Below are 15,992 nucleotides of genomic sequence, written 5' to 3'. Positions count from 1 at the left end.
GAGTGACGGTCTCCACATCCGAGCTGCAGCGGTTCGCCGGTGCACTCGGGTTCCCACTCGACCGCTTCCAGGTCGATGCCTGCACCGCGCTGGAAGCGGGACACGGCGTCCTCGTGTGCGCACCCACGGGTGCGGGCAAGACCGTCATCGGTGAGTTCGCCGTGCACCTGGCTCTCGCCGCAGGCCGAAAGTGTTTCTACACCACACCGATCAAGGCGCTGAGCAATCAGAAGTTCGCCGATCTGACCGCGCGATACGGACGTGACTCGGTCGGCTTGCTGACGGGAGACTCGAGCATCAATCCCGACGCCCCGGTCGTCGTCATGACCACCGAGGTCCTGCGCAACATGCTGTACGCGTCGTCGGACGCGCTGCGCGGTCTGTCGCACGTCGTCATGGACGAGGTGCATTTCCTGGCCGACCGTTTCCGTGGGGCCGTCTGGGAAGAAGTCATTCTGCACCTGTCGCAGGACGTGCGACTGGTCAGCCTGTCGGCCACCGTGAGCAACGCCGAGGAGTTCGGCGCGTGGATGGAGACGGTGCGCGGCGACACCACGGTCGTCGTCGACGAGAACAGACCTGTTCCGCTGTCGCAGCACATCATGGTCGGTCGTCGACTGTTCGACCTGTTCGACAGCAGAGCGCACGCCGCCGACGGCGCCTCGAAGGTGGTCGTGGACAAAGAGCTGGTGCGGCATGTGAAACAACGCCAAGCCCTCGACCACGCCGATCGGTGGCAGGCGCCGCACAGCAGAGGGCGCGGACGGTCGGGCGGAGGCGGCTACAGCGGCAACGCGAACAACCGTCCGTTGCCGCGGCCCGAGGTCATCGCGCGTCTCGACCAGGAAGGTCTACTTCCTGCGATCACGTTCATCTTCTCGCGAGCCGGGTGCGACGGAGCGCTGACGCAGTGCCTGCGCTCGCGGCTGGCTTTGACGACGCCCGAGCAGGTCGAAGAGATCCGGTACATCATCGACAAGCACACCGCCGAGTTGCCGCGTGAGGATCTCGAGGTCCTCGGTTTCTGGGAATGGCGGGAGGCACTTGAACGGGGCCTGGCTGCGCACCATGCCGGGATGTTGCCGGTCTTTCGGCACACCGTCGAAGAACTCTTCGTCAAGGGGCTCGTGCGGGCCGTGTTCGCCACCGAGACGCTCGCGCTCGGCATCAACATGCCTGCCCGGACGGTCGTGTTGGAGAAGCTGGTCAAGTACAACGGCGAAACCCACGCCGAGCTGACTCCCGGCGAGTACACGCAGTTGACCGGCCGAGCAGGGCGCCGCGGTATCGACGTCGAGGGCCACGCGGTCGTGTTGTGGCAGCCGGGCACCGAGCCCACCGAGGTGGCAGGCCTCGCCTCGACCCGCACGTTCCCTCTCAGGAGCTCGTTCCGCCCTGGGTACAACATGTCGATCAATCTGGTGGAACAGTTCGGCGCCACCGAGTCGCGGGCACTCCTCGAGCGGTCGTTCGCTCAGTTCCAGGCCGATCGTTCGGTGGTCGGGCTCGTTCGGGGCATCGAACGCAATGCGGCGACCCTCGAGCAACTCGGTGCCACGCTCGGCGGACCCGACGGCGAGTACTTCGAGTACGCGAGTCTTCGCGAGCGGCTCAAGGCACGCGAGAAGTCGCTGGAGCGTCAGGGAAGGCAAGACCGTCGGGACAAGGCTGTCGATTCGCTGCGGGTGCTGAAGCGCGGCGACATCGTCTCGGTCCCGAGCGGCCGCCGTAGCGGCTTGGCTGTCGTTCTCGAACCGGATGGCGACGCAGGCGACCCACGGCCGCTGTTCCTGACCGAGGACAAATGGGCGGGACGGCTGTCGGCGGCGGACTTCCCGTCGCCGGCGGATTCACTCGGCCACATGCGACTGCCCCGGCACGTCGACCATCGCACGGCCCGCACACGTCGTGACCTCGCCGCTGCTCTCCGAGCGACCGGGGTCTCCGCGGGTTCGGATCGGCGACGACGCAAGTCGACTGCTGCTGACGACAAGGAGCTCGCGACGCTCCGACGCAGCATCCGGTCGCACCCGGTCCATTCGCGGCCCGACCGCGACGAGCTCGGCCGAGTCGGTGAGCGCTACAGCCGGATCGCTCGTGAGACCGAGACCATGCGCCAGAAGGTGTCGGCGACGACCAATTCGCTGGCACGAACCTTCGACCGGATTCTCGCGCTGCTGGCCGAACGTGACTACATCACCACGGGCAAGGTGCCGACGGTGTCCGAGAACGGAACCCGTCTGGGCCGGATCTACTCCGAGTCGGATCTGCTTGTGGCGGAATGCCTTCGGCAAGGGTTGTGGCAGGGCCTTGCGCCTGCGGAGTTGGCGGCAGTGGTGTCGTCGGTCGTCTACGAGTCGCGTCAGGAAGGCGACCCGATTCCGCACGGCCCGACGGCTCCGATCCGCGCTGCGTTGGGGGAGACCGTTCGTGTGTGGGCGGAGCTGCGGTCGGACGAGATTCGCCACAAGTTGCCGCCGACGCGCGAGCCGGACATGGGCTTCGTCAAGGCCGTGTATCGCTGGGCCAGCGACAATTCCCTCGTCGAGGCGCTTCTCGCTGCGGGTGATCACGGCAAGGCATTGTCCGGCGGGGACTTCGTCAGATGGTGCCGACAGGTGATCGATCTTCTGGACCAGGTGCGGCTCGCGTCTCCTGATCCGGCGTTGTCGAAGACAGCCGCGCGCGCGATCGTCGCGCTACGGCGAGGTGTCGTCGCCGTCGATGCCGCCTAGGTCGGTGCGGCGGGATACGGTATCGGTCGAGAAGGCGAATCGAGTGGAGGCGAGATGAGCGGCCCATACGGTCCTGGCAATCCTGACGATCAGTGGTCACGCACACCGGGCGAGTCCGGGGGTGACACGCCCGACGCGCAGCAACCGGGCGGGCAGGCGTGGGGTCAGTATCCGCAGCAAGGCCAGTACGGGCAGTACCCCCAGGGCCAGAATCCTCAGGGCCAGACTCCCCAGGGCCAGTACCAGTACCCGCAGGGGCAGTACCCCCAAGGGTCGTATCCGCAGGCCCCGCAAGGGTATCCGCAGGGGCAGTACCCCCAGGGCCAGTACCCACAGGGGCAGTACCCTGGCGGCCAGCAGCCGTACGGTCAAGCGCCGCAAGGACAGCCTCAGCAGTACGGCCAGTACCCACAGCAACCCTACGGTCAGGGACAGCCTCCGGGCGGGCAGTACCCGCAAGGCCAGTACCCGCAGGGCGGTCAGCAGTGGAGCCCTGGGCAGCAGCAGTCGCAGGGGGGTTCGTCGAAGACGGCACTGTTCGTGATCCTCGGACTGGTCGCGGCGATCCTCGTCATCGGCGGTGTCCTGTTCGCCACGCTCGGTGGAAACACGACACTCGATCGTGCTGCCGCCGAATCAGGCGTCGAGGAGATCGTCACGGGCACTTACGGTTCGGCAGGCGTCACCGATGTGTCGTGCCCGGACGGCCAGCAGGTGGAGCGAGGCAGCTCGTTCGACTGCACCCTCAACGTCGACGGAATCTCCCGGACCGTGACGCTGACCTTCACCGACGACGAGGGAACGTACGAGGTATCGCGTCCACGTTGACCCGCGCACCTCGTACGTCCGACGTCTGCGATCAAGGAGTGCCGTAGGTCGACATCGCTGCGACGAGTCGATTCACGGCGTTCCCTATCCCGAGCTCCGACGCCAACTCGGTGAGGCGAGCCTCGTCGGCGGGCGCGGCTGGAATGACGTCCGACCGCGAGAATGCGACATCGGCGTCGGTGACGACGCGCACGACCGGCAGAGCTGCGTCGAGGTAGTCGCTCGCTGCGTTCAGCTTCGCTCGAATCCCTTGTGCGAGATCCGACGTCGGATCGGATGCAGCGGTGCGGAGCGCTTCGACGGATCCGAACCGCAGCATGAGCGTCGACGCCGTCTTCTCGCCGACTCCCTTGACGCCAGGCAATCCGTCCGACGCATCGCCGCGTAGCAGAGCGAGTTCGGCGTAGGCGTCTCCGGCGCGATGCAGAGGCACGCCGTACTTCTCGGCCACCTCGGCGGGTCCGAACAGTTCGGCCTTCGCGAGGCCACGTCCGACATAGAGCACACGGACCTCGACGGGTTCGTCGGCAGCGACCTGAAGCAGGTCTCGGTCGCCGCTGACGACGACGACGGGGTCTTGTCGCTCCTGCGCAGCCAAGGTGCCCAACACGTCGTCTGCTTCGAGTCCTTCGGCGCCTGCGGTAGCAATGCCCGCCGCCGCAAGGACATCCATGATCATGTCGACCTGAGGCGTCAGAGTCTCGGGTACCTCTTCGCTGTCGGCGTCGCCGCTGACGACCTCCGCGACCCGGTGGGCCTTGTAGGACGGCACCGCGTCGACACGAAACTGCGGACGCCAGTCGAGATCGAGGCAGACAGCGAGGCGCGACGGTTCCGTCCGCGCCATCAAGGCTGCGACCATGTCGATGAATCCGCGGACCGCATTGACCGGGCGGCCGTCGGGTGCCGTAATCGATTCGGGCAGTGCGTAGTAGGCACGAAACCACAGGCTGGCTCCGTCGAGAAGGAGCAGAGGCGACTTTCCCGGAGCTGTCATGGCCATCATCTTGCCAAAACGCCGTTAGCCTGAAGTCATGAGTTCCGATTCCACTTCCGAAGACCCCGGCGCCCGCTTCCCGTCCGAGATCTACGCATCCCGGTTGTCGCGCGCAGCGCAGTATGCGGGCGAAGCGGGCCTGGACGCGCTCCTGATCACGCCGGGGCCCGATCTGCAGTATCTCGTCGGATCCCGGGCCAGCTCGTTCGAACGACTGATCTGCCTCGTCGTTCCTGCCGACGGCTCGACGGCCACCGTGATCGTGCCTCGGCTCGAACTGGCAGCGTTGACGGACTCCGCCGTGAGCGATCTGGGGCTGCAGATCACCGATTGGGTCGACGGCGTCAGTCCGTACGAGTTGGTGTCGTCGACATTGCGTCAGGGGGCGGCAACCGCGGTCGACGACGCGATGCCTGCGCTTCATTTCGTCCCGCTGGCGTCGTCGATCGGGCAAGTGCCCGTGCTCGCGACGGATGTCCTGCGGCGTCTGCGGATGATCAAGGACGATGCGGAGATCGAGGCGTTGCGCCGGGCAGGCCAGGCGATCGACCGGGTGCACGCCAGGATGGGTGACTTCCTTCGGGTGGGGCGCACGGAGGCCGCCGTCGCCGCGGACATCGGCGCGGCGATCGTCGAGGAAGGGCACACCGACGCGGCGTTCATCATCGTCGGTTCGGGTCCCCACGGCGCCGACCCACACCACGAGGTGTCCGACCGTGTGATCGAAGCAGGCGACGTCGTCGTCATCGACATCGGCGGCCCCGTCGCACCCGGCTACAACTCGGACTCGACGCGTACCTACGTCCTCGGGGAGCCCACACCGGAGATCGCCGCGCAGTACGCACTGCTCGAGCGGGCTCAGCAGGCTGCCGTCGACGCTGTGCGGCCCGGCGTGACCGCGGAATCGATCGATGCTGCGGCACGCGACCTTCTTGCGGCCGAAGGGCTGGGTGACGCGTTCCTGCATCGCACCGGCCACGGCATCGGCCTGTCGGTTCACGAGGAACCGTACATCGTGTCCGGCAACGACATTCGGCTCACCGAAGGGATGGCGTTCAGTGTCGAACCGGGGATCTACTTCCGTGGTAACTGGGGTGCACGCATCGAGGACATCGTGATCGTCACCGCCGATGGATGCGAGTCGGTCAACCTTCGACCCCACGGTTTGACGGTTCTGCCGGTCGACTGATCAGGGATGTCGAACCGAGGATGCGCTGCACGGCGATCCTGATCACGACGCGCTCCGGGTTCTCGCGTGGGATCCGGTAGCGCTCGGCGTAGCGTCGTTCGGCCTCGGTGACGTCGTCGCGGTCGGTCAGGACGTCGCTCGGCCCTTCGAGCGTCAGCCAGCGGGCGCCCTCGACCTGACTGACGGCCGCGTACCCGCCGCGTGCAGCATTCAGAGCTTTCTGTGTGCGTCCACCGGTGATGATCCGAACGATCCGCTCCTCCGGGTCCCACGTGAACCCGACCGCGACGACGTGAGGAGTGGAGTCCGGTCGCAGCGTCGTCAGCGTCGCGAGGTGGCGATCGGTGAGGAACGCCAGCGCGTCCGGTGTGAGCGACGTGGGGTCAGCGGGGGTGGTGGCCATACCCGAAACGTTAATCGGACAGACTGTGAGCCGTGACGACGACCGGAGACCACGACACACTTCTGCTGCTCGGCGGCCGTAGCGAGATCGGCATGGAGCTCGCCGCGCGGCTCGCACCTGGACGAACCGTCGTGCTGGCCGCACGACGGAGCGGGGAACTGTCCGCGCAGGTCACCCGGCTGCAGGAGGCCGGTGCCCGGTCGGTGCACACCGTCGAGTTCGACGCCGACGACCTCGCCTCGCATGGACCGCTGCTGCAGGATGTCGCGTCGGCCCACGGCTCGCTCGGTACCGTGGTCCTCGCCTTCGGGATCCTCGGTGATCAGGCGCGGGCGGAATCGGATGCAGCTCATGCGGTCGCCGTCGTGCACACGGACTACGTGGCCCAGGTATCCGTGCTGACTCACGCTGCGGCGCTGCTGCGAGCGCAGGGCAAGGGCAGGCTCGTCGTGTTCTCGTCGATCGCCGGGATGAGGGTCCGAAAGGCCAACTACGTGTACGGGTCCGCGAAGGCAGGGCTCGACGGATTCGCCTCCGGATTGACTGATGCGCTGCACGGCTCGGGTGTGTCGCTGCTACTCGTGCGTCCCGGTTTCGTCATCGGGTCGATGACCGAGGGGATGACGCCCGCACCGTTCTCCAGCACACCGGACCAGGTTGCCGACGCCGTCGTGCGCGCGTTGGACAAAGGGAGAGCCCGCGTGTGGATCCCCGGTGTTCTCGCGCCGATCACCATCGTCATGAATCTGCTGCCGGCGTGGATCTGGCGAAAGATGCCGCGCTGATGGCGGTCGATACCGCGATGCCCATCGACGTCGTCGGCATCGGCGCCGACGGCTGGGACGGCTTGTCCGACGCTACCCGCGCGATCGTGTCCGGTGCGGAGGTCGTCTTCGGATCGGGTAGGCAGCTCGGCTCGGTCCCGGTGCCCGACGACCGAAAGCGGCAGTGGCCCAGTCCGTTGCTGCCTGCATTGCGGTCGTGGGTCGACGAGTTCGGCGGTCGCCGAATGTGCGTGCTGGCGAGCGGCGATCCGATGTTCCACGGAATCGGCGTCACTCTGGCACGCGAATTCGGTGCAGAACGTCTCCGTGTTGTGCCTGCTCCGTCGTCGCTGTCCCTCGCTTGCTCGCGGCTGGGGTGGGCGGTCCACACCACGACGACGGTCAGCCTGGTGAACACTCCTGCCTCTGTGCTGCGGCCTGCACTCGCCGACGGCCAGAACGTTCTGGTGCTCTCCCGTGATCAGGACACGCCTGCGGAGGTCGTGAAGACGTTGCGCGACAGCGGGTTCGGTAAGTCCCGCGTCACCGTTCTCGAACAGCTGGGTGGCCCGTCGGAGAGATCCGTCCATGGCACCGCAGACGCGTGGGCGGAGCCTGCGGGCGACCCGCTGAACGTCGTCGCGATCGACTGTGTCTTCTCCGGAGAGTTCAGGCTCACCCGCGTGCCCGGCCTTCCCGACGCGGCGTACTCGGGTGACGGCCAGCTGACCAAGGCCGAAGTGCGGGCATTGACGCTGAGTGCGCTCGCGCCGTCGCCGGGCGAGATGCTGTGGGATGTCGGCGGCGGGTCCGGGTCGATTGCCATCGAGTGGATGCGCACCGACGCACGCTGTCGCGCAGTTGCTTTCGAGGTGGCCGCAGCGCGTCGTACACAGATCACGGAGAACGCGTCGGTGCTCGGTGTTCCTGGGCTGCGGATCGTGGGCGGTGCGCCTCGGGCGTTCGCGGACTGCAGTGATACGCCCGACGCTATCTTCATCGGTGGGGGACTGACGCAGGACGGCATGGTCGATGCGTGCTGGGGTCGCCTGCGACCCGGGGGCCGTCTCGTGGCCAACGCCGTGACGGCAGAGTCGGAAGCTCTTCTGCTGCAGTGTGTCTCGCGTTTCGGTGGATCGTTGTGCAAGTTCCAGATATATCGCGGTGAACCGCTGGGCTCGTTCACGGGATGGCGGCCTCAGCTGCCCGTTGCGCAGTGGACGTCGGTCAAGCCGTGAAGGTTCTGATTCTGGGTGGAACTTCGGAATCACGTTCTCTTGCACAGGCTCTCCATGTGGACGGTAGGTTCGACGTGACGACGTCACTCGCCGGGCGGGTCCGGGATCCAGCTCTTCCTGTCGGCCGCGTTCGAAGCGGTGGCTTCGGCGGTCCCGACGGACTCGCGTCGTGGATTCGAGACAACCAGGTCGACGTGGTCGTCGACGCAACGCATCCGTTCGCCGCCGAGATCTCACGCAACGCTGCGTCGGCCTGCGCACGGACCTCGACACCGAGTGCCGTACTGCGACGTCGGCCCTGGACCGCCGGTCCGGATGATCGGTGGATACCGGCGGAATCGATGACCGAGGCAGCCACGATCGTCGCACAGCAGCCTCGGAGAGTGTTCCTGACGATCGGACGCCAGGGTGTCGACGCGTTCGCCGAGAACGCCTCGTCGTGGTTTCTGATCAGAAGTATCGACGCGCCGGATACGTCGATGCCGCCGCACCACGAAGTGCTGTTGGCGCGTGGACCTTTCGACAGTGCCGGCGAGATCGAACTGATGCGCAGTCGCGGTATCGAGCTGGTCGTGTCCAAGAACAGCGGGGGAGCGATGACCGAAGCCAAGCTCGTCGCTGCACGCGAGTTGCGGATACCCATCGTCATGATCGACCGCCCCCGGACACCTCCCGGCGACTTCGAGACCGGTGCTGTCGACGACGTCGTCTCGTGGCTTCGGCGCCGTCTATGACGGGTGCGCGACCTCGGGATATCGCCGCGGCGTGAAGACCTGTGTGCCGCTACCGGTTTCGATCACCGTCGTCTGGGATGATCCGATGATCAGCAGACACCGCATATCGACGTCCGCCGGGTCGAGGTCCGCGAGCCGCAGCGTGCGCACCGACTCGTCGTCGCTGCCGACGGCACGGCCGATGATCACCGGGGTGTCCGGGCCACGATGCTCGAGCAGCAGGTCACGCATGGCAGCCACCTGCCAGGTCCGCGACTTCGATGCCGGGTTGTAGATCGCGATCGCCATGTCGGCCGACGCCGCTGCAGCCAGCCGGGTCGCGACGACATCCCACGGCTTGAGTCGGTCCGACAACGAGATGACCGCGTAGTCGTGTCCGAGTGGTGCGCCGACGCGGCTGGCGACGGCATTGGCCGCCGTCATACCGGGAACGACGCGGACGTCGACATCGGACCACTGCGGGTCCGCGGCGATTTCGACGACGGCGGCGGCCATCGCGAACACACCGGGATCTCCCGACGACACGACGGCGACGCGTCTGCCGCGCTTCGCGAGATCGAGTGCGAATGCGGCCCGTTCAGATTCGACCTTGTTGTCGCTGGCGTGGCGAATCTGCCCGGGGCGCTCAGGAACTCGGTTCACGTACGTGACGTATCCGACGAGGTCGGTCGCCGCGGCCAGTTCCTGGCGGACCTCGTCGGTGGTCCAGCGGTCGGCGCCCGGTCCCAATCCGACGACGACGACCTCGCCCTTCGCTGCGGAACCCTCGCTGGGGGCCTGCCGGTTGTTCGACGGGCTGGGCACGATGGCGATCGAGAAGTACGGAACCTCGGCAGGGTCGACGTCGGCGGCGTCGAGCACTCGCTGAGCAGTGGTACTCGCACGTTCGACGTACTTGGCCTCGTCGAGACGTCCTGAATCCTTCAGTGCCCGAAAGACGTTGGGGAACGTGCGACCGAGCTTCATGATCGCGGCCGCGTCGGTCGTGCGCAGGCGCCGCGTCAGTTCCTCCACCGGCAGGGTGCCGGGCAGAACGGTGAACACCTCGTCGCGTTCCACGAGCGGTGTGCTCAGTGCCGCGGACGCTGCGCTGACCGACGTCACGCCGGGGACCACCTCGACATCGAAGCGGTCGCACAGGCGCTTGTGCATGTGCATGTAGGAGCTGTAGAACAGCGGATCGCCTTCTGCCAGAAGGGCTACCGATCGCCCCGCCACGAGGTGCTCGGCGAGGCGTTGCGCGGCCTGCTCGTAGAAGTCGTCGATCGCGCCCTGATATCCACCGGGATGATCCGTCGTCTCGGTGGTCACGGGATAGACGAGGTGTTCCTCGATCTGGCCGTCGCGCATGTAGGGGGCTGCGACGCCGCGCGAGATGCTGCGCCCGTGGCGTGCGCTGTGGAAGGCGACGACGTCGGCCTCACCGATGACGCGCGCCGCTTTGACGGTCACCAATTCGGGATCGCCCGGACCGAGGCCGACGCCCCACAGTTTGCCGTGGTTGTCGTTCATTCTTCCTCGCTTGCAATGGCATTGACTGCTGCAGCGGTGATCGCACTGCCTCCGCGCCTACCGCGCACCACGAGGTATTCGAGCCCGTGCCGCGAGGCGATGAGATCTTCCTTCGATTCGGCGGCACCGATGAATCCGACCGGACCTCCGACGATGGCAGCCGGTCGGGGAGCGCCCGCGTCGATCATCTCCAACAGGTGGAACAGAGCGGTCGGTGCGTTGCCGATCGCAACGACCGCACCGTCCAACTTCTCGCCCCACAGCTCGAGTGCCGCGGCAGTACGGGTCGTCCGCATTTTTTCGGCGAGGGCAGGTACGGCTGGGTCGGACAGAGTGCAGAGCACCTCGTTGTCGGCGGGAAGCCTCCGGCGGGTGACTCCGGCGGCGACCATGTTGGCGTCGCACAGAATCGGGGCGCCCTCGTTCAGGGCCGCCCGCGCGTCGGCGACGACGCGTGCGGTCGCAGCAACGACATCGGTCAGATCGACTTCACCGCACGCATGAATCATGCGAACGACCACCTGCGCGACGTCGGGCTCGAAGGCCGACAGATCTGCCTCCGACCGAATGGTCGCGAAGGACTGCCGGTAGATCTCCGCGCCGTCGCGGACGTAGTCGTGCATGCCGTTCACGATAGGTCAGGGCAGGCGGGGCTCAGGACACCCGGTATCCGGTGGGTCCGGCGACGACGTCGACGACATCGCCCTTCGGCCGTCCGCAGCGGCGTTCGCACCCGGACCAGTACTGACGGCGTCCTGTCGGGATCCGACCCTCGTCGACGGCAAGAGTGAGGTCTGCCCGGACATCGGCGTGCGACTTCTCGCAGCCGGGTGAACCGGTGCACGCGCCGACCTGCGCCCACGGAGAGGACTCGTCGAAGCTCAGGCCCATCGGTGCAAGAACCCGCACGACCGTCTCCGCTGCACCTTCGTCCAGGTCGCAGACCACGATGCCACGCCAGGGGGTGACGACCAGCGGACGTTCGATCGCGGCAAGGAACTCGGCGAGCCTGGCGTCGAGAACACCCATCGCGAGCACACCGCCGAGCGCGACGCGGCCGTCGTCCTGCGGCAACCAACCGATCGGCGGTACATCGGCGCCGGAGACGTCCAGTTCTGCTGCGCCTGTGCGGACGTATCCCAGCGCGGCGAGCATCCGATCCGTCCCGTCGGGCAACTCGGACAGGCGCCACTCGGTGCTCCGCAGATCGACGAACGCCTGCGCTGCACCCAGGAGGACACCCACGATCTCCTCGGCCGCGACGCGCACGCCCGTGTCGGCGCCTGCGAGCACGAGCGCGAACTCGTCGGGCGTGATCGCCTGGACACCGAAGTCGGGCTGCAGGGCTGTGACGTCGCCTCGACCGTCGTCGAGCGCGAAGAGGGTTCGCCCGGGTAGCGCGGCCAGCGTCGGCCGTGAGCACAGTTCCGTGTCGAGGCGCGTGATCGACTCGCGTACGTCGGCTCGACCGCCGACCCGTCCCGACAGCGGGGACGCGAGGATGTTGCGCACTCGCTCGTGCGTCGGCGACGGAAGGAGTCCTGCGGCCGCGAGTCGGTCGGCCAGTTCGTCGCCGTCGGTGACCCCGCGGAACTGGACGTTCGCGCGCGACGTCAGTTCGAGCGTGCCGTCGCCCAGTTCCGTCGCCGCGTGCGCGAGTTGCGCCATCGCGTCGGACCCCAGCCGACCGCCGGGCAACCGCACGCGGGCCAGGCCACCGTCCGCTGCCTGGTGCATCGTGAGTGCCCCGGGGCAGCGATCGGGATTCTCGCGCGAACTCATGTATCCGAGGCTATCGGTTCTGCGTGACAGCCGACGCCGCCGCATTGGGTAGCATCCTTCTCGACAAGGCTTCGGCCGAGAGGAAACCGGTGCAATCCCGGTGCGGTCGCGCCACTGTGAAAGTCAGACCCTCTCCTTCGAGCCCCAGGTACAAGATGATCGAAGGGCGCGAACACCCTTCAGAAGGGCTTTACCCGTGATCTTGCTGCTGTCGACGTCGGATACCGATCTGCTCAGTGCACGCGCCAGTGGTGCCGACTATCGATGGGGTAACCCCTCCCGACTCATCGCCGACGACGTCCCCGCACTCGCGCAGGGCGCCAATCTCGTCGTGCTGCGTATCCTCGGCTCCAAGCGGTCGTGGGAAGAAGGCGTCGATGCGGTACTCGCGTCCGGGCTCCCCGTCGTCGTACTGGGTGGCGAGCAGGCACCCGACGCCGAACTGATGGAACTGTCGACGGTCCCCGCGGGCGTCGCCGCGCAAGCGCACAACTACCTCGCCGAAGGGGGACCGGAGAACCTCGTCCAGCTGTTCGCGTTCCTGTCCGACACCGTGCTGCTCACCGGTCACGGGTTCTCCGAGCCGCTGCACACTCCCACGTGGGGACTGTTGGAACGACCCGCCGCCTCCGATGCAGGGCCGACTGTCGCGATTCTGTACTACCGAGCTCAGCACCTCGCCGGCAACACCGCGTACATAGACGCGCTGTCCGCTGCGGTGGAAAATGCAGGCGGACAAGCGCTTCCGATCTTCTGTGCGTCGCTGCGCACAGCCGAGCCCGAGCTTCTCGCGACGCTGAAGAGAGCCGACGCGATGATCGTGACGGTGTTGGCGGCCGGCGGAACCAAGCCGGCCGGAGCGTCGGCGGGTGGCGACGACGAAGCATGGGACGTCGCCGAACTGGCCGCTCTCGACGTGCCGATCCTGCAGGGGCTGTGCCTGACGAGCAGCCGAGAGACCTGGGAGGCCAACGACGACGGACTGTCACCCCTCGACGTGGCCACGCAGGTCGCAGTTCCGGAATTCGACGGCCGATTGATCACGGTTCCGTTCTCGTTCAAGGAGATCGACGGCGACGGCTTGACCACGTACGTGCCCGATCACGAACGTGCGGCGCGGGTCGCGGGCATCGCCGTGCGACACGCGAAGCTCCGGCACATTCCGTCGCAGGAACGTCGTATCGCGTTGATGTTCTCGGCATATCCGACCAAGCATGCGCGCATCGGCAACGCGGTCGGCCTCGACACACCCGCCAGCGCGATCGCGTTGATGTCCGAGATGCGCGCGGCCGGTTACGATCTCGGTCCTGTCGACGGCCCCGATTCCATTCCAGGTCTGGCAGCGCGAGACGGCGACGCATTGATCCATGCGCTCATCGCGCGCGGTGGGCAGGATCCGGACTGGCTCACCGACGAGCAGCTCGAAGGCAACCCGATTCGCATCTCGGCAGCTCTGTACCGAACGTGGTTCTCGCAGTTGCCCGAGGAACTGACCTCGGCCGTCGAAGAGCACTGGGGACCGGCACCGGGCGAGATGTACGTCGACCGTTCTGCCGATCCGGACGGTGAAATCGTCATCGCAGCAATGCAATTCGGCAATGTCGTGATCATGGTGCAGCCACCGCGCGGTTTCGGGGAGAAGCCCGTCGCGATCTATCACGACCCCGACCTGCCGCCGAGTCATCATTACTTGGCCGCGTACCGCTGGATCCAGGCGTCGCAGCAGGACGGCGGGTTCGGCGCCGACGCGATGGTTCACCTCGGCAAGCACGGAAACCTCGAGTGGCTCCCGGGTAAGACGCTCGGGATGTCGTCCTCGTGCGGAACCGACGCGGCGCTCGGCGACCTTCCGTTGATCTATCCGTTCCTGGTCAACGACCCGGGCGAGGGCACGCAGGCCAAACGCCGTGCGCATGCGACGCTCGTCGACCATCTCATCCCGCCGATGGCGCGCGCCGAGAGCTACGGCGACATCTCTCGTCTCGAGCAGCTGCTGGACGAACACGCCAACATCTCGGCGCTCGATCCGGCGAAGCTGCCCGCGATCCGTCAGCAGATCTGGACGCTGATGACCGCAGCACAGATGCACCACGACCTCGGGTTGGAGGAGCGGCCGGACGAGGAAGTGTTCGACGACATGCTTCTGCACGTCGACGGCTGGTTGTGCGAGATCAAGGACGTTCAGATCAGGGACGGACTACATGTCCTCGGGCAGGAGCCGGTCGGCGACGCCGAGGTCGAACTCGTGCTGGCCATGCTGCGCGCACGGCAGATGTGGGGCGGGGAGCAGTCCGTTCCCGGCCTTCGTGAGGCATTGGGCCTGAGCGAGGACGGCGACGAGGAGCGCACCCGCGTCGACGAGATCGAGGCGCTCGCGCACGGGCTCGTCGCGGCGATGCAGGCAGCGCAGTGGGACCCCGCCGCCGCCGAGACGGTCGGGGGAGACCACGGTCCGGTCGTCACGGAGATCCTGAAGTTCGCGGCAACCGAGGTGGTGCCGCGGCTTCGCGGAACGTCGCGGGAGATCGAACAGGTTCTCCACGCCCTCGACGGTGGGTTCATCCCTGCCGGTCCGAGTGGCTCGCCCCTGCGCGGTCTGATCAACGTCCTGCCCACGGGCCGCAACTTCTACTCTGTCGACCCGAAAGCCGTCCCGTCGAAGTTGGCGTGGGAGACCGGCCAGGCGATGGCGGACTCGCTGCTCGCCCGGTACCGACAGGATCACGGCGAATGGCCGAAGTCCGTCGGTCTGTCGGTCTGGGGTACATCGGCGATGCGCACGTCGGGTGACGACGTCGCGGAGGTGTTCGCGCTGCTCGGTGTGCGTCCGGTGTGGGACGAGGCGTCGCGGCGTGTCACGACGCTGGAGGTGATCGATCTCGACGAGCTGGGTCGTCCTCGGATCGATGTGACCGTCCGCATCAGTGGCTTCTTCCGCGACGCGTTCCCGCACGTCCTCGCACTGCTCGACGACGCGGTGCGGTTGGTCGCGGCACTCGACGAGCCCGCGGAGCAGAACTACGTCCGCGCGCACGCGCAGGCCGATTTCGCCGAGCACGGAGACGAGCGCCGATCGACGACGCGAATCTTCGGGTCGAAGCCGGGAACGTACGGCGCGGGTCTGCTGCAGCTGATCGACAGCAAGACCTGGCGCAGTGACGACGACCTGGCACAGGTCTACACGACGTGGGGTGGTTTCGCGTACGGCCGCGGGCTCGACGGTGTACCCGCCTCGGACGACATGCGTACCGCGTATCGACGAATTGCGGTGGCAGCCAAGAACACCGACACCCGTGAACACGACATCGCGGATTCCGACGACTACTTCCAGTACCACGGCGGCATGGTCGCGACGGTGCGAGCACTGACCGGACGATCGCCCGAGGCGTATATCGGGGACAGCACGAGGCCCGAATCCGTGCGCACCAGAACGCTGTCCGAGGAGACGGCCCGTGTGTTCCGTGCACGCGTCGTCAACCCTCGGTGGCTCGAGGCGATGCGCCGACACGGCTACAAGGGTGCATTCGAGATGGCTGCGACCGTCGACTATCTGTTCGGTTACGACGCGACGACCGACGTCGTCGCCGACTGGATGTACGAGAAGCTCGCCGAGACGTACGTTCTCGACGAGCAGAATCAGAAGTTCATGCAGCAGTCCAACCCGTGGGCACTGCACGGCATCGCCGAACGACTACTCGAAGCAACCGAACGCGGAATGTGGGCGGAGCCGGACCCGAAGATCCTCGGTGAACTTCGTCAGGTGTACCTCGAGACAGAGGGCGACTTGGAGGGGGAGTAGCCGTACTCTGG

12 protein-coding genes are annotated in these 15,992 nt (G+C 66.8%); 7 read left to right on the top strand and 5 right to left on the bottom strand.

What is annotated here, in order from left to right; genetic code table 11:
- The first annotated feature begins 2 nt into the window (after positions 1–2).
- Positions 3–2,735, top strand: coding sequence for a DEAD/DEAH box helicase (locus CHB96_RS00225; protein ID WP_089242591.1), 2,733 nt, complete (start codon positions 3–5; stop codon positions 2,733–2,735).
- 54 nt (positions 2,736–2,789) lie between these two features.
- Positions 2,790–3,563, top strand: coding sequence for a DUF4333 domain-containing protein (locus tag CHB96_RS00220; RefSeq protein ID WP_089242590.1), 774 nt, complete (start codon positions 2,790–2,792; stop codon positions 3,561–3,563).
- A gap of 31 nt (positions 3,564–3,594) precedes the next feature.
- Here the strand turns inward: CHB96_RS00220 and CHB96_RS00215 are convergent, their stop codons facing one another.
- Entirely contained in the window at positions 3,595–4,569 is a 975-nt protein-coding gene (locus CHB96_RS00215) for a 5'-3' exonuclease (protein ID WP_089242589.1), read from the bottom strand.
- A gap of 28 nt (positions 4,570–4,597) precedes the next feature.
- On the opposite strand from CHB96_RS00215, the gene CHB96_RS00210 reads away from it, so the two are divergent.
- On the top strand, positions 4,598–5,749 hold the full coding sequence (locus CHB96_RS00210; RefSeq protein ID WP_089242588.1) for a M24 family metallopeptidase: 1,152 nt from the start codon (positions 4,598–4,600) through the stop codon (positions 5,747–5,749).
- Here the strand turns inward: CHB96_RS00210 and CHB96_RS00205 are convergent.
- On the bottom strand, positions 5,706–6,152 hold the full coding sequence (locus CHB96_RS00205; protein WP_089242587.1) for a TIGR03618 family F420-dependent PPOX class oxidoreductase: 447 nt from the start codon (positions 6,150–6,152) through the stop codon (positions 5,706–5,708). The two genes, CHB96_RS00210 and CHB96_RS00205, sit on opposite strands and share 44 nt — an antisense overlap.
- Positions 6,153–6,184: 32 nt before the next feature.
- Here CHB96_RS00205 and dprE2 point away from each other — a divergent pair, with 32 nt between their 5' ends.
- The 3 genes from dprE2 to CHB96_RS00190 are packed head-to-tail and all read left to right on the top strand — an operon-like array spanning position 6,185 to position 8,888.
- Complete coding sequence (gene dprE2 / locus CHB96_RS00200) at positions 6,185–6,937, top strand: decaprenylphospho-beta-D-erythro-pentofuranosid-2-ulose 2-reductase (protein ID WP_281254379.1); 753 nt, start codon at positions 6,185–6,187, stop codon at positions 6,935–6,937.
- Positions 6,937–8,154 carry a precorrin-6y C5,15-methyltransferase (decarboxylating) subunit CbiE gene (cbiE, locus tag CHB96_RS00195; RefSeq protein WP_089242997.1) on the top strand — a complete coding sequence of 406 codons (1,218 nt, stop codon included), beginning with the start codon at positions 6,937–6,939 and terminating at the stop codon, positions 8,152–8,154. Before dprE2 ends, cbiE begins: the two co-directional genes overlap by 1 nt.
- Positions 8,106–8,888, top strand: a complete 783-nt coding sequence (locus CHB96_RS00190; RefSeq protein WP_245865111.1) for a cobalt-precorrin-6A reductase — start codon at positions 8,106–8,108, stop codon at positions 8,886–8,888. Before cbiE ends, CHB96_RS00190 begins: the two co-directional genes overlap by 49 nt.
- Here CHB96_RS00190 and cobJ read toward each other — a convergent pair.
- Genes cobJ through cobG form a run of 3 tightly spaced genes read right to left on the bottom strand, consistent with a single transcriptional unit; the run spans position 8,883 to position 12,182 of the window.
- Entirely contained in the window at positions 8,883–10,400 is a 1,518-nt protein-coding gene (cobJ, locus tag CHB96_RS00185) for a precorrin-3B C(17)-methyltransferase (RefSeq protein WP_089242585.1), read from the bottom strand. The two genes, CHB96_RS00190 and cobJ, sit on opposite strands and share 6 nt — an antisense overlap.
- Positions 10,397–11,023, bottom strand: a complete 627-nt coding sequence (locus tag CHB96_RS00180; protein WP_089242584.1) for a precorrin-8X methylmutase — start codon at positions 11,021–11,023, stop codon at positions 10,397–10,399. Before CHB96_RS00180 ends, cobJ begins: the two co-directional genes overlap by 4 nt.
- 31 nt (positions 11,024–11,054) lie before the next feature.
- The gene (cobG, locus tag CHB96_RS00175; RefSeq protein WP_089242583.1) at positions 11,055–12,182 is read right to left on the bottom strand and encodes a precorrin-3B synthase; all 1,128 of its coding nucleotides are present in this window, start codon (positions 12,180–12,182) and stop codon (positions 11,055–11,057) included.
- A gap of 196 nt (positions 12,183–12,378) precedes the next feature.
- On the opposite strand from cobG, the gene cobN reads away from it, so the two are divergent.
- Positions 12,379–15,981, top strand: coding sequence for a cobaltochelatase subunit CobN (gene cobN / locus CHB96_RS00170; protein ID WP_089242582.1), 3,603 nt, complete (start codon positions 12,379–12,381; stop codon positions 15,979–15,981).
- The last annotated feature ends 11 nt before the right edge of the window (positions 15,982–15,992 follow it).

Source organism: Rhodococcoides kyotonense, assembly GCF_900188125.1.
Classification (GTDB): domain Bacteria; phylum Actinomycetota; class Actinomycetes; order Mycobacteriales; family Mycobacteriaceae; genus Rhodococcoides; species Rhodococcoides kyotonense.
The sequence above is the reverse complement of the archived record's forward strand: the minus strand, read 5'-3'. Positions and strand labels throughout refer to the sequence as shown.

Excerpts from the sequence above, each read along its gene's own strand:
- CHB96_RS00210 (WP_089242588.1), top strand. The coding sequence starts at position 4,598 with ATGAGTTCCGATTCCACTTCCGAAGACCCCGGCGCCCGCTTCCCGTCC.
- cobJ (WP_089242585.1), bottom strand. The coding sequence starts at position 10,400 with ATGAACGACAACCACGGCAAACTGTGGGGCGTCGGCCTCGGTCCGGGC.
- cobG (WP_089242583.1), bottom strand. The coding sequence starts at position 12,182 with ATGAGTTCGCGCGAGAATCCCGATCGCTGCCCCGGGGCACTCACGATG.
- CHB96_RS00205 (WP_089242587.1), bottom strand. The coding sequence starts at position 6,152 with ATGGCCACCACCCCCGCTGACCCCACGTCGCTCACACCGGACGCGCTG.
- CHB96_RS00180 (WP_089242584.1), bottom strand. The coding sequence starts at position 11,023 with ATGCACGACTACGTCCGCGACGGCGCGGAGATCTACCGGCAGTCCTTC.
- cbiE (WP_089242997.1), top strand. The coding sequence starts at position 6,937 with ATGGCGGTCGATACCGCGATGCCCATCGACGTCGTCGGCATCGGCGCC.
- CHB96_RS00220 (WP_089242590.1), top strand. The coding sequence starts at position 2,790 with ATGAGCGGCCCATACGGTCCTGGCAATCCTGACGATCAGTGGTCACGC.
- CHB96_RS00215 (WP_089242589.1), bottom strand. The coding sequence starts at position 4,569 with ATGATGGCCATGACAGCTCCGGGAAAGTCGCCTCTGCTCCTTCTCGAC.
- CHB96_RS00190 (WP_245865111.1), top strand. The coding sequence starts at position 8,106 with ATGGCGGCCTCAGCTGCCCGTTGCGCAGTGGACGTCGGTCAAGCCGTG.